At 72.4% G+C, this 13,489-nt stretch carries 12 protein-coding genes and 1 tRNA gene; 9 read left to right on the top strand and 4 right to left on the bottom strand.

The features are described from left to right. Positions 1 to 404: 404 nt before the first annotated feature. The 9 genes from BS73_RS20855 (at position 405) to BS73_RS20815 (ending at position 9,206) form a co-directional block, all read left to right on the top strand. Complete coding sequence (locus BS73_RS20855) at positions 405 to 671, top strand: DUF6284 family protein (protein WP_037574701.1); 267 nt, start codon at positions 405 to 407, stop codon at positions 669 to 671. Further along, positions 668 to 907, top strand: coding sequence for a hypothetical protein (locus BS73_RS20850; RefSeq protein WP_037574698.1), 240 nt, complete (start codon positions 668 to 670; stop codon positions 905 to 907). The genes BS73_RS20855 and BS73_RS20850 overlap by 4 nt, the downstream gene beginning before the upstream one ends. Continuing rightward, the gene (locus BS73_RS20845) at positions 904 to 1,791 is read left to right on the top strand and encodes a protein spdB (RefSeq protein ID WP_152617670.1); all 888 of its coding nucleotides are present in this window, start codon (positions 904 to 906) and stop codon (positions 1,789 to 1,791) included. Before BS73_RS20850 ends, BS73_RS20845 begins: the two co-directional genes overlap by 4 nt. Then, complete coding sequence (locus BS73_RS20840; RefSeq protein WP_152617669.1) at positions 1,788 to 4,001, top strand: FtsK/SpoIIIE domain-containing protein; 2,214 nt, start codon at positions 1,788 to 1,790, stop codon at positions 3,999 to 4,001. The genes BS73_RS20845 and BS73_RS20840 overlap by 4 nt, the downstream gene beginning before the upstream one ends. 210 nt (positions 4,002 to 4,211) lie before the next feature. Then, positions 4,212 to 4,691 (top strand): hypothetical protein, encoded by a 480-nt coding sequence (locus BS73_RS20835; RefSeq protein WP_037574695.1) that lies wholly within the window; start codon positions 4,212 to 4,214, stop codon positions 4,689 to 4,691. An 89-nt stretch (positions 4,692 to 4,780) separates the two neighbouring features. Beyond that, entirely contained in the window at positions 4,781 to 5,632 is an 852-nt protein-coding gene (locus BS73_RS20830; protein WP_037574692.1) for a bifunctional DNA primase/polymerase, read from the top strand. Positions 5,633 to 5,634: 2 nt separating this feature from the next. Next, positions 5,635 to 7,110, top strand: coding sequence for a hypothetical protein (locus BS73_RS20825; RefSeq protein WP_037574689.1), 1,476 nt, complete (start codon positions 5,635 to 5,637; stop codon positions 7,108 to 7,110). 403 nt (positions 7,111 to 7,513) lie between these two features. Beyond that, positions 7,514 to 7,750, top strand: a complete 237-nt coding sequence (locus BS73_RS20820) for a helix-turn-helix domain-containing protein (protein ID WP_051940179.1) — start codon at positions 7,514 to 7,516, stop codon at positions 7,748 to 7,750. A gap of 70 nt (positions 7,751 to 7,820) precedes the next feature. Beyond that, complete coding sequence (locus BS73_RS20815) at positions 7,821 to 9,206, top strand: tyrosine-type recombinase/integrase (protein WP_152617668.1); 1,386 nt, start codon at positions 7,821 to 7,823, stop codon at positions 9,204 to 9,206. Between the two features lie 44 nt (positions 9,207 to 9,250). On the opposite strand, the gene BS73_RS20810 is transcribed toward BS73_RS20815, so the two are convergent. The 4 genes from BS73_RS20810 to BS73_RS20795 form a co-directional block, all read right to left on the bottom strand. Further along, positions 9,251 to 9,327 (bottom strand) — tRNA-Thr (locus tag BS73_RS20810). A gap of 74 nt (positions 9,328 to 9,401) precedes the next feature. Next, positions 9,402 to 11,027 carry an alpha/beta hydrolase gene (locus BS73_RS20805; RefSeq protein ID WP_407675142.1) on the bottom strand — a complete coding sequence of 542 codons (1,626 nt, stop codon included), beginning with the start codon at positions 11,025 to 11,027 and terminating at the stop codon, positions 9,402 to 9,404. Positions 11,028 to 11,145: 118 nt separating this feature from the next. Beyond that, entirely contained in the window at positions 11,146 to 12,078 is a 933-nt protein-coding gene (locus BS73_RS20800) for a hypothetical protein (protein ID WP_037574679.1), read from the bottom strand. A 172-nt stretch (positions 12,079 to 12,250) separates the two neighbouring features. Next, positions 12,251 to 13,447 (bottom strand): DNA polymerase III subunit delta', encoded by a 1,197-nt coding sequence (locus BS73_RS20795; protein WP_037574676.1) that lies wholly within the window; start codon positions 13,445 to 13,447, stop codon positions 12,251 to 12,253. Positions 13,448 to 13,489: the final 42 nt, after the last annotated feature.

The following is a 13,489-nucleotide window of genomic DNA, read 5'->3' as shown; positions in this document are numbered from 1 at the left end:
TCTTCTCAAGGCGCTCGCAGTCCTAGGACAGCGAACCGGATGGGCCCACTATGGGCTTCTTCGGCCTGCGCCGAGGGGCCCGGGACAGAGCGGGCCGAGGGCGCACCCGACCCTTGTCACTCGGGAGGGCTTAGAGACCGAAAGGTCACGTCTCCATACGCCTGCAACGGGGCGAGACGGCTCTACCTGATACGGGAGCCGCAGTCCCCGAAGGAGACATACACGCACGTCAACCCACCCGCAGGGGTTAATGCTGCGGCCGGTTGCCTCCCCCGCTCGTCCCGTACGAGCGGGGTTGAGGGGAGCCGGAGTTCTTCCTGCTTCACCCAATCCACGGCGCGGCCCCGGTGCTGGAACACCGGGGCCGCTGTCGGGCCGTTCGCCTGTGAAGGGAAGTACGACCCATGGTGCACATCGTTGCTGTTCAGGACCCTGTTACGGCTTCGGAGTTTGACCGCGAGCCCACGGCCGCGGAGCTGGACGCGATCGACCGCGAGATGCCCGTCATCCGCGCGGAGGTCGACCTGCTCGACGCTCAGATCATGACCCTCGACCGGCCCGCGTCCGAGCTGGACGCGCGCCGCATCCGCCGGGCCCGCCGCCGCCTGCTTACCGCGCGGCGCGACCTGGCCACCCGGTCCGCCATGACGCTCCCGGGGGTGGGGGCATGAAGGGGCTGCTGAAGGCCGCCGGGTGGGCAGCGCTGCTGCTGGCCCTCGCCTACCCGCACGCCGCGGGTCACCTGCTGGCCGGCCTGACGGTGATCGGCACGGTGCTGCTCGGGCACTTCGTCCCGGCCTGCGTCACCGGCGCCGTGCTGCTGATCGCCACCGAAATGGTGGGCGCCTACCGGCGGCGCCGGGTCAGCCGCGAGCTGCGGAACCTGCTGCGGAAGGTGATGTCATGAGGAAGACCCTGATGACGGTCCTTCCGGCCGTCGCGCTGACTGCCGTGTCCATGGTGCTCACGCTGGCTGTGGTCGTGATGTGGCTCGGGCAGGCCATGCCGTGGCCCGTGGCCCTGGTCGTCGGCCTCGGCCTGGACGGGGGCTGGCTGGCCACCCTCGCCTACGAACGGCGTCTCGCCGCTCAGGGCGACCACAGCACCCCGGTTACGGCGGTTGGTTGGTGCTTCGGCGCGACGGCCGCCGCCGTGCTGGTCGTTCACGCCTTCACCGAGCCGCGACCGGCCGCGTGGTTGGCCGTGGCCTGGCTGCCCGTGGCTGCTAAGGCCCTGTGGCTTGTCCACAGCCTGTGGGAGGACACCGCGCTGACCTCCGGAGCCCTCTCGGAGATCCACAACATCCGGCAAGAGGCACGGGACGAGGCCGCTGTCGCTCGCGCCCGGCTGCGCGCGCAGGCAGGCACGGAGGTCACCCGCGTGACGGCCGTGACGGAGGCCGGGGCGCGCGTCGCGCGGGCAACCGCCGAGCGCTCGCGGACCCTCGCGGACGCTTGGGGAGTTCTGGCTTCCGCCCGGGATCGTGACGACACGGCGCGGGCTCTGACCTGCGTGACTACCCCCGTCACGGCGCAGGCACACCCGGCGTGGGATCTGCCTCGGTGGGAGTCTCTGCCCGCGCTGGCCGCCGCCCCAGGGGCGCTGTCGGATGCGGAGCTGGATCAGGTGGTGCGGGAGCTCCGGGAGTCGCAGAACCCGCCGCTGTCCTACCGCGAGACCGCCCGCCTGGTCCGCAAGGCCGGATACCCGGCCGCCGAAATGCGCCTGCGCGCCGCATGGCGCCGCGTCACCGCCGACCAGCCCATGACCGGAGAGGAGGCCCACGCATGACCACCAACACCCCCGAGGATGCCGTGCCGAACCCCGCTGCGGACCGCGCGGAGAACACCGCCGACGTGGTGGACCTGAACAACTACCGCGACGCGAATAGCCCCCGCGTCGTTGCTGGGACCGTCGTCAACCGCCCGCCGGCCAAGAGCGGGCCGCACTGGGTGGTGCGCTCCGGCCGCGCCGTGCACCGCGCCGCCACGCATGACCGCACGCGCACCGTGGGGCGGGCGGTGGCCCGTAACGGCCTGTACGTGGTTGGCGGGGCGCGGATCGTGACCCGTCGGGCGTGGGATTCGCGTACGAGTGCGCGGTATGAGCGGATGCTGGGGGCCGCCGAGGCGGCGGGGCAGCACGAGATGGCGATGGAGTGGGAGGAGCGCGGGCAGCGCTTCCGCGCCGCCCGTCACCAGCGCCGCATGGACATGCTCCGCGCCCCCGTGCACCTGGCCAAGTCGGCGGCGGTGGGCACGGCGGCCGGCACGGGCGGACTACTGCTGCTCGGGATAGCGCTGGCCGTGGCCAACAAGAACATCGGCGACACGGTCGCCCCGATCATGGCCGTGTTCGAGTTCGTGCGCTGGCTGGTCATCATCGCCTGCGTGGTCTGGGGCCCGGCCGTTGCCGCGCTGCCCTGGTTGGTCCTGCTGGGCCTGTGGGGCGTGGGCAAGCATGGGCAGGCCGCGCCGCGCTGGGCGATGCCGGAGCGGGTCCGCAACGGCGAGGGTGACCCGATCACCCCCTCCGTCGTGGTCACCGCCCTGCGGGACCTGGGCATCGCCCCGCTGCGAGGCGCCATCAAGGAGATGGGGGACGCGGGCGCGGCGATGCTCGGACCGATCCGCATCGCCGGATGCGGGGTCGAGGTCGACGTCACCCTGCCGTCCGGAGTGTCCACGGACGAGGTGCAAAAGCGCCGCCGCAAGCTGGCGGAGAACCTGTCCCGGCACGAGCACGAGGTGTTCATCACCATCCCGCCGCAGCCGCGCACGGTGCGGCTGTGGATCGCCGACTCCGGCGCGCTGGACGAGCCGATCGGCCCGTCCCCGCTGGTCACCGACCCCGAGCTGAAGGCCGACCTGTACAACGGCCGGGCCCCGTGGGGGCAGGATCTGCGCGGCGACCCGGCGGCGATCAGCCTGCTGCAGCGGATGCTGCTGATCACGGGCCTGTCCAACCAGGGCAAGACCGCCGCCCTGCGCGCGCTCGCGCTGTGGCTCGCGCTGGACACCAGCGTGGAGTTCCGCATCGCCGACCTGAAGGGCGTCGGGGACTGGCGAATGTTCGACGGGCTGGCCACGGTCCTGATCCAGGGGCCGACCGATGACCACGTGATCGAGGCAACGGAGATGCTGGAAGCCGCGGTCGAGGAGATGCAGTCCCGCATCGCCGCCCTGGAAGCCTCCGGCGCCACCGACGGAGTCACGAGGGAGATGGCACGGTCGAACCCAGTGTTCAAGCCGTTGGTCCTGGTGGTGGACGAGGCGCAGGTGGCGTTCATGTGCCCCGCCGTCGGCGACGACAAGCGCCCCTACGGCGGCACCAAGGCCACCAGCCGCTACTTCATGGCCGCCCGGAAGATCCACAACCAGGGGCGGGCCGTGAACGTGGTGCTGTGGCAGGGCACCCAGGACCCCACCGACCAGAACCTTCCCAAGCTGGTCCGCGAGGGGGCGCACATCCGCGCCTCGCTCGTGGTCGGCACGGAGGAGCAGGCGCGGATGGCACTGGGCGACAAGGCCGTCAACGGCGGCGCCGCCCCGCACAAGCTGCGCCAGGGCCTGGACAAGGGCACCGTCGTGGTCGCAGGCGACGGGGTGAAGCTGGAGGCCGGACAGTCCTCCATCACCATCCGCACCCACTTCGTCTCCGGCGAGGACGCCGCCGCCATCGCGGAGCGCGCCAAGGCCCGCCGCGCCGGGGTGACCACGCTGAGCAGCGTGGTCACTGACGCGCCGGCCGATCCGCTGTCGGACATCGCGGACGTCATCGGCGACGTCCCGCGGATGCTGACGAAGGACGTGCTTCAGCGCCTCGCCGTCCACAACCCGGCCGCCTACGCGGACTGGACGTTCGGCGATCTCACCAACGTGCTGGAGGGCACCGCGGCGGAGCCGTACAAGTCCGACGGGCGCATGACCATCGCCCGCGACCGCATCGCCCGCGTGCTCGCCGAGCGTCCCGAGGACGCCCCGCGCGACGCCGCCGGCTGAGGGAGCGAACCGGTCCGCGCCAAGGGAGGCAGGGAGAACTCCCTGACCGCCTCCCTACCCCAACTCCCTCGGCCTGACCAGCACTGATGCCCTGTCAGGGAGGCAGGGTGGCGGCGCGTCAACCCCCTGGAAAACGGCCCCGGACACCGTCCGGGGCCCTCCTTCTTCCTCCCTGACCGCGTGTCCGAACCTGCCGGAAGGACCCGTTCCATGAACCGCCCCACACCCTTCAACGGCCGCCCCGAGACGGCCATTCAGGTCCACCACCCCATCCCGCTCACCCCCACCGCGGCGCCGCTCACGGTCGTGCCCGGGGCGATACCGGACGTGCAGAGCGTCCAGCTCCCGGACGGCCGCATCGTCACCGGCTACACGCTCACCCCGCCCCCCGCGACGTCTGCCTCGGCGCCGGTCGCCGAGCAGCAACGGCCGGCCGCCTCCCGTCTCGCGGTGAACCTTGCGCTCGGCGGCGTCGGCTTCGCCGCGGTGTGCGGCGGGCTAGCCCTGCTGACCACGTTCATCGTCGCCCTGACGGCACTGATCGAGCACCTGATCATCCTCGCCGCGATCCTCTTCGGCGGCTTCGTCATCGCGCAGATCCTCGCCCACACCGGCCGCGACCACGGCCGTGAGGGGACAACGGTGAACATCGGCAAGGCCGTGTTCAAGCGCAACCACTTCCACGGCTGAGCAGCAGAAATGGCAGGACGGCCCGGGACTTTGGCGAGTACGGGCCGCCCTGATCTCCAGTCCTCATCAGACCTGCGGAGGTCCCCAGCATGACGCAACCCATCCCCAATCCGGGAGAGCACCTACGTACCGCCCTTGCCTTGGCCGCGTCCGGGGTGCCTGTGCTGCCGTTGCGGGCTGGGAAGGTGCCGTTCGGCAACTGCCCGGCCTGCGCGGGCAACGCCTGCGGCGGCCGGCCCCACATGAAGACCCCCGGCCCGTGTACCTGCCCGAAGCCCTGCCACGCTTGGGCCGCCGCGACCACCGACCCCGACGTCATCACATCCCGGCCCTGGCAGCGCGCCTGGCAGCACGCGAGCGCTGTCGCCTACCACCCCGGCGGGGCGGGGCTGACAGTCGTGGACCTGGACGACGCCGACGCGATCGTGTGGGCCCGCGAGCACCTGCCCACCACGCAGACCGTACCCACCACCCGGGGTGAGCATTGGCTCTACCGCGGCACGATGCCCTCGGCGAACGCCGTGCGGCCCGGCGTGGACCTGAAGTCCACGATGGCCTACGCCCGCTGGCTCGGACCCGGAACCGGCACCATGGCCGCCCTACCGGACGCGGTGCGCGCCTTGACCGCGGCCCCGGCCCGACCCGCACCGAAGTCGGTCACCGCATCCGCGCCGGTCGGGGGCGGGACGTGCCGGCACCGTACGCCGGTCTTCCTGGAGCGCGGTATCGCGATGGCGGAGCAGCGCATCACCGAGGCTCCGAGCGGCGTGCACAACGCCGTCTACGGCACGTTCCTGGCCGTGCTGGCCACGCACGGCCACTGCGGCTGCCTGACCGACGCGCACGTCGCCCGGCTGTTCACCGCGGCGCAGCACCGCGGCGAGTCGCCGCGGCACTGCGCAGAGGCGTGGACCAACGCCCGTACCACGTTGGGAATCTGAGCATGGCCGAGGACGAGAAGACACCGGCCCGCGAGATCATCACCGACTACGCCCAAGCCCACTTCCGGTACTTCCGCACCGCCGACGGCACCGTCTACGCCCAGCGCAACGGCCACCCCGTCGCCCGCCCGATCCGCTCGCAGGGCACCACCGGCAGCCACCGCCAGGAACTCATGGTCGGCCTGTTCCGCGACGGCTGCGGCGTATTCAATGGCACCGCGCTGAAGGAGGCGCTGGACTTGATCGAAGCACTCGCACTGACCGAGGACGTACAGCCGGTCCATATCCGTGTGGCGCCCGGCTTCGACGGCGCGACCTGGCTGGACCTCGGTCGCGCCGACGGGCAGTCCGTGCGTATCCACCCCACCGGCTGGGAGATCACGGTGCCCGATCCGCGGGAGGTGTGCTGGCGGCGCACCCAGCTCACCGGGGAGCTGCCTCTGCCGGCCAGGGACACCGGGGAGAAGGGCATCGATCTGCTGCTGCGGCTGTGCAACTTCGCGAACGCCGACGCGGAATGCCTGGCCCTGGCCTGGCTGATCGGCTGCCTCGGACCCTCCGTCCCCGTCCCCGCCCCGTTCCTGACCGGTCCTCAGGGGGCGGGCAAGTCCACCGGGGGCCGGATGCTGGTGCGGATCATCGAGGGGATGAGCGGGGACCTGCGCCGGGCCCCGAAGGATGAGGAGAACCTGATCGCCGCAGTCGCGGCCGGCTGGGTCACCGCCCTGGACAACCTCTCCCACATGACCCCGGATCTGTCCGACGCGATGTGCTGCATCGTCACGGGGGCGGAGAACGTCAAGCGGGCGTTGTTCACCGACGGGGATGTCTTCCGCGCCCGCTACCGCCGCCCGATGCTGCTCACCGGCATCGACGTCGGAGTCATCCGCCCCGACCTGGCCGAACGCCTCCTCCCGCTGCGGCTGGAACGCCCCGCGGTGCGGCGCACCGAGGCGGAGCTGTGGGCGGAGTATGAGGAGGCGCTGCCGGTGATCCTCGGCTCGCTCCTGGACCTCACCGTGAAGGTCCGCGCGGCCGAGGCGGAGACCCCGACCGATCTGCGGATGGCCGACTTCGCGCACCTGTGCGCGCAGCTCGACGCCGCGACAGGCTTCGCGTCACTGGCCGCCTACCGGGCCAGCCTGGACGACCTGAACGACGACGTCATCGAGGGTGACCTACTCGCGCAGACCGTCCTCCGGCACGCCAACTCCCTTGAGCCGGGCGCAGAGCAGCGGATGACCTCCACGGAGTGGCTGCACCTGCTCAGCGGCCTCTACAGCAGCGATGAGGTGCGCCCCCTGCCCAAGGGCTGGCCGACCACCGGCAAGGTCCTCTCCGACCGGCTCAAGCGCCTCCAACCCACCCTGGCCGCCCGCGGAGTCCTCATCGATTCGGGGCGCACACGCACGGGCCGGTACCTCGAAATGATCCGACAGCCGGCCCCGCCGCCGCCCGAGCAGAAGCGCATGTTCTGACCGCGCTCGCCTCGCCCGGACAAGCAAGAGGAGCACCAGGCGCCGCGACGTGCTCCTCTTGCTGTTCGGCGCGCAGCGCCGCCTGAAGGACGCGCCGCGAAGCGGCTCCTTCTTCACGTTCTGAGGCACACCCGACCACAACAGCCGCTCCTCTTTTGTCCTAAGTGGAAGACGCTGCGTCACCTGCGTCACGCGGGGCGCTGCACGGCCTATGACCTGCGACGAGAACTGTGACGCAGAGACCGGACTCCGCGTCGCCCCTGCGTCACCTGCGTCACCCGATGACGCAGCGCGTACCGCACGTGTGACGCACCCGCTGACCACTGCGTCAAACAAAATCGCAGGTCAAGTGCCCTGAGTGACGCGGGTGACGCGATGACGCAGAAATCCGAACTTCGGACAGATGCAGTTCCAAGAAGGCCCTCGGATTCAGGAGGCACCAACCGTGAGCACCCCCACGACCGCCGCCCCGATCGCGCCCCTCCTGTACACCCCGGTTGAGGCTGCCGAGGCACTCCGCTTCGGCAAGTCGACGGTGTACGAGCTGATGGCTACCGGCGAGTTGAAGTTCATCAAGCGCGGCCGCTCGCGGCGGATCCGCCGGACGGACCTCGAAGAGTTCGTTCGCAACCTCAAGTAGCAGTCCCAGTCAGCACAGAGCAGCAGGGGCGGGCCGGTTCTCCGGCCTGCCCCTTCGTCGTGGAGGCAGCGTGGGGACCCGTAAGGCCAACATGGAATCGACCATCTACCAGGGCAGCGACGGATGGTGGCACGGTCGCGTCACCATGGGCGTCAAGAACGATGGCAGCCCGGACCGGCGCCACCGGCGCGGCAAGACCAGGTCCGAAGTAGCTGCCAAGGTACGGGAGTTGGAGAAGCTTCGGGACGAGAACCGGGCGCCCAAGGCCGGCCGCGTGCCGACCGTCGCCCAGTGGATGGAGACCTACCTCACCACCATCGCGAGCCTGAAGCTCAAGCCGCGTTCCCTCGATGACTACTGGTCGAAGACCCGCAACGACATCATCCCGGCCCTGGGCGGGCATCGGCTGGACAAGCTCGCCCCGGAGCACTTGGAGGAGGCGTACGCGGCCATGCTGGCTCGCGGACACGCCGCTTCTCACGTGCTCAAGGTGCACCGGATTCTGTCCCGGGCCCTGAAAATCGCGCACCGCCGCCGGATCGTGGGAGAGAACGTCGCCACGCTGGTGGACCCGCCTTCCGCGGAGGAGACCGAGGCCAATCCGTTCACCACGGAGGAGGCGAAGGCGTTCCTCGAAGCCGCGGCGAAGCGGTCGACGTTCATGCGCTGGGCAATCGGCGTCGGGATGGGCTTCCGGCAGGGCGAGACCCTGGGGCTTCGCTGGTCGTACGTCGACCTGGACGCCGGGCTCTTCCATCCGTCGTGGCAGCTTCAGCGGCTCACCTGGCGACACGGCTGCGAGGACCCGCACGCCTGCGGCGAACGGCTGCACCGCTTCGAGTCCTGCCCGCCGGAGTGCGTCCGGCATCGCGGCTACAAGCGGGGGTGCCCGAAGCCATGCCCGAAGAAGTGCACGCGGCACGCGAGCGCCTGCCCCGAGCGCACGGGCGGCGGACTCGTCTTCACTAGGCCGAAGACGAAGAAGAGCCAGGAACCCGTACCGATCCCGCCGCCGCTCATCCCGCACCTGGTCGAGCACAGGGCCCGGCAGGCGGAGGAGCGGGCCGCGGCCGGCGAACTCTGGGAGGACTACGACGTGCTGTTCGCTCGCCCCGACGGGCAGCCGATCGACCCCCGGCAGGACTGGGAGGAGTTCAAGGAGCTGCTCCAAGAGGCCGGCATCGCCGACCGGCGGCTGTACGACGGAAGCAGGCACACGGCCGGCACGATCCTGAACGAGCTGGGGGTGGACATGCCGACGATCATGGAGATCCTTCGGCACACCCAGATCAGCCAGACCCGCCGCTACGTGAAGGGCCGGTCCAGCCTCTCGAAGGACGCCATGCGGCGGATGGGAGACACCTTCTGGCCTGCCGTTCAGCCCCCGACTGAGACCAAGACTGAGACCAGGGACAGTCGAGCAGCCCGCGCCCGGCGCCGCCGCCGGATGAAGTGACACGAAAAAGCCCAGGTCAGACGAGTGTCTGACCTGGGCTTCCGTGGAGCCTCCTATCGGAATCGAACCGATGACCTACGCATTACGAGTGCGTCGCTCTGGCCGACTGAGCTAAGGAGGCGTGACCGGGTCCCGGTGGGGCGGTCGCGGGTCAGTTTACACAGACCCGGGGGCAGATCAGAAACCAGATCGGGGTCAGTGGCAGACCAGGCCGGCGCGGGGCTCGGTGCCGGCCAGGAGGTAGGCGTCGATGGCGTTGTCGATGCAGGTGCTGCCGCGGGAGTACGCGGTGTGGCCGTCGCCGTCGTAGGTGAGGAGGCGGCCGGAGCTCAGCTGGCCGGCGAGGGACTGGGCCCAGGCGTACGGGGTAGCTGGGTCGCGGGTGGTGCCGACCACGATGATCGGCGGGGCGCCCTCCGCCGGGACGGTGTGGGCCGCGCCGGTCGCCTTCACCGGCCAGTACGCGCAGGAGAGGCCGGCCCACGCCAGGGAGGCGCCGAACTGCGGGGAGGCCTTCTCGAAGGCCGGGAGCTGGTGCTCGACCTGCGCCGCCGTGGTCGCCGCGGACGGCTGGTCCAGGCAGTTCACCGCCATGTTGGCGTACATCAGGTTGCTGTAGTGGCCCTTGGGGTCGCGCTCGTAGTACTGGTCGGAGAGCGCCAGCAGCGGCGCGCCCTTGCCCCGCTGGGCCTGGGCGAGCGCGGTGCGCAGCTGCGGCCACTCGGTCTGGTCGTACATCGCGGCCAGCACCCCGGTCATCGCCAGCGGCTGGTCGAGGCTGCGGCCGCCCATGGCCGGCGCCGGGTGCTTGGCGAGCGCCGCGAAGAGGGCGTCCAGCTGCTGCCCGGCCTTCGCCGGGTCCTTGCCGACCGGGCAGCCGGGCCGCTTGGCGCAGTCCCTGGCGAACGAGGCGAACGCGGTCTGGAACCCGCCCGCCTGCTGCTCGTTGGAGGTGCGGGTGTCGATGGCCGGGTCCATCGAGCCGTCCAGCACCATCTTCCCGACCCGGCTCGGGTACAGCCCGGCGTAGGTCGCGCCGAGGAAGGTGCCGTAGGACTTCCCCAGGTAGTCCAGGCGCGGCTGGCCGAGGGCGGCCCGGACCACGTCCATGTCGCGGGCCGACTCGACGGTGGAGACGTGGCCGAGGAGCTTCCCGGAGTGCTGGGCGCAGCCCTGCGCGAACTCCCGGTCGGCCCGGATCAGGGCGTCGATCCCGGCCGGGGTCCTGGGGTCCTGGTCGACCTCGGTGTACGCGTCCATCCGGCTGTCGCTGAGGCAGCTCACCGGCCGGCTGCGGCCGACGCCCCGGGGGTCCACCCCGACGATGTCGTACGCCTTCCGCACCGGCAGCGGGTAGCTCATCCCGGCGAACTCGGCGTAGTCGACCGCCGAGCCGCCGGGGCCGCCCGGGTTCACCAGCAGCGAGCCGAGCCGGTGGGAGCCGAAGGCCTGCTTGCGGACCACGCCGAGCGCGATGTCGCCGCCGCCGGCCGCGCCCGGGTGGTCGTAGTCCATCGGCACCCGGACGGTCGCGCACTGGAAGCCGTCGTCGCAGGCCTTCCAGCGCAACTTCTGGTGGTAGTACGGCTGCAGGGCCGCGGGCACGGCCGCGGGCAGGGCCTCCAGGGGGGACGCGGAGGCGGTCAGCCGGGTGTCCGAGGAGGAGGTCGAGGAGGACGTGGCGGACGGTTTGCGGGCGGACGCCCTCGGGCCGGCGCCGCAGCCCGCGACCAGGGCCAGGCTCACCCCCAGCGCCAGCGCTCCGGCGGCCGCCCGCCCGCTCCGCCGCCGTACTTCCCCGTCCCGCCGGGCTCCGGCCACCACACGCCCCGTTCTTCGCTGCCTGCTGCCTGGTTGTTGCGCTGCCTCGTGAACTATCGGTGACTATATGTCACTTCGCCTGCTCTGTCCGTCTGGTGACGGTACGTCGATCATGTCGTCAGCGGAGTGAGAGCCGGCCGGTGAGATAGACCAGCGCCTGGCGGACCAGACGATAGCGCTCCCGGGCCGGCAGGAAGTCCCGGGCGTTCGAGGAGACGTGCACCGCGGCCGGCGCCGCCGCCCGCAGTCGCAGCGCGGACGCCACCCCGGCGCGGTCCCGGTGGGCGTTCGCCAGCAGTACGTGGGCGCCCTTCGCCGCCGAGGGGTACGGCGCCGGGTACCGGCCGGCCACGCCCGCGCCGGCGGCGTACCGGCCCGGCTCGGTGAGTGCCCGCCGGACGGCCTCCGGCGCGCCCGCGCCGATGCCGATGACGCCCCAGCCTCCGTCCCGGCCGGCCAGCGGGAGGACGGCTCTGGCCGCGCGCCGGACGTCCGGCCCGTCCGCGCCGACCAGCAGGGCGAAGGGGCCGCCGTACCCGTTGCCGGTGGCGGAGGCGAGGTCCGGCAGGAGCGCCTGCGGGCCGGCCAGCACCCGCAGCGGGCGGGGGGCGCCACGGCCCCCGGGGACCCAGATCCGCGTCGGCCCGGAGCCGCCGATCCGCGCCGCCCACCAGCTGCCGCCGTACGCCGCACCGGTCCTGACGAAGTGCGAGGGGAGGGTGGCGGGACCGGCCGGCGAGGCGGCCGAGGAGGCGACGTCCCGCGTCGGGTCGGCTCCGCGGCCTGTTCCGGCCCCGACTCCGGCCTCGGCCCCGGTGCGGGCGGCCCCGGCGCGGGCGGCCGCCCCGCCGCCCTCGGCACCCGCCCACACCGCCCCGGCCACCGTGCAGAGGAGCACCGCCACCGCGGCGCCTCCGCGCAGATACACGTCCCGGAAGTCCATCGGGAGCTCGTACGCCGCCCCGGCGCGCTGCTCTCGCCAGGCATGCAGGGCGGCCCTGGCGGGCCAGCCGGTGAGCAGCAGACCTGCCAGCACGCAAGCGATCACCATGCGCTCAGGTTCCACCGCCGGGGCGCGCGCCCCCGGCAACGCCACCCGTCCGGCGCAAGGGGGAGTGTCAGCAGGTCTCCGCCGGTTTCCCTCGACCTCCGCGGGCGGCGAAGACCGGATCTCCTCTTCCGGGCGGGGTCGCTCCGGCGATCGGCCGTCCCTCAGCAGGCGCTCAGCCCGCGCGCAGCGCGGTCATCATCGCCTCCACCGCGAGCAGCGGGGTGACGTTGCGGGCCAGCGCCCTTCGGCAGGCGAGGATCGCCTCTATCCGGCGCAGGGTGGCCTCCGGCGTGGAGGCGGAGGCCACCTGGGCCACGCCCGCGCTGTCGGCCGAGGCCACCGCGCCGGCCGAGCCGAACTGCACGGCCAGCACGTCCCGGTAGAAGCCGGCCAGGTCGGTCAGCGCGAGGTCGAGGGAGTCCCGCTGGGTGCGGGTGGCCCGCCGCTTCTGCCGGTCCTCCAGCTCCTTCATGGCCCCCGCCGTGCCGCGCGGCATCCGGCCGCCGATCCCGGCGGAGGCGCCGAGGGCGGCGCGCAGCTCCTCGGTCTCCTTGGCGTCGCCCTCCTCCGCGGCCTGTTTGGCGTCCTCCGCCGCGGCGTCGACCAGGCGCTGCGCTCCGGCCAGGCAGGCCCCCAGGTCGTCGACCCGCAGCGGCAGCCGGAGCACCTCCTCGCGGCGGGCCCGCGCCCGCTCGTCGGTGGCCAGCCGCCGGGCGCGCCCGATGTGCCCCTGCGCGGCTCGGGCGGCGAACGCGGCCGGCTCCGGCTCGATGCCGTCCCGCCGCATCAGCATGTCGGCCACCGCGTCGATCCCCGGCTGACGGAGCGTCAGCAGGCGGCAGCGGGAGCGGATGGTGGGCAGCGTGTCCTCCACCGACGGCGCGCAGAGCAGCCAGACGGTACGCGGCGCCGGCTCCTCCACCGCCTTCAGCAGGACGTTGGCCGCGCCCTCGGTCAGCCGGTCGGCGTCCTCCAGGATGATCACCTGCCAGCGGCCGCCGGCCGGGGACATCGAGGCCCGCCGGACCAGCTCGCGGGTCTCCTTGACGCCGATCGAGAGGACGTCGGTGCGCACCGACTCGACGTCGGCGTGCGAGCCGACCAGGGCGGTGTGGCAGCCGTCGCAGTAGCCGCAGCCGGGCGGACCGCCGAGCTCGCCGTCCGGGCTGGTGCACTGCAGCGCGGCGGCGAACGCCCGGGCCGCCGTGGACCGGCCCGAGCCGGGCGGGCCGGTGAAGAGCCAGGCGTGGGTCATCGCGGAGGCGTCGCCGCCGGGCCCCCGGCCCAGCAGGGCGCGCGCCCCGCGCGCGGCGGCGATCAGCTGCTCCACCACGCGGTCCTGCCCGACCAGGTCGTCCCACACGCTCACCCGGAAAGGGTATCGGCCCCCACCGACAGTCCGGGACGGACC

The sequence above is a fragment of the Phaeacidiphilus oryzae TH49 genome, from assembly GCF_000744815.1.
In the GTDB taxonomy this organism is placed as follows: Bacteria; Actinomycetota; Actinomycetes; order Streptomycetales; family Streptomycetaceae; genus Phaeacidiphilus; species Phaeacidiphilus oryzae.
The sequence above is the reverse complement of the archived record's forward strand: the minus strand, read 5'-3'. Positions and strand labels throughout refer to the sequence as shown.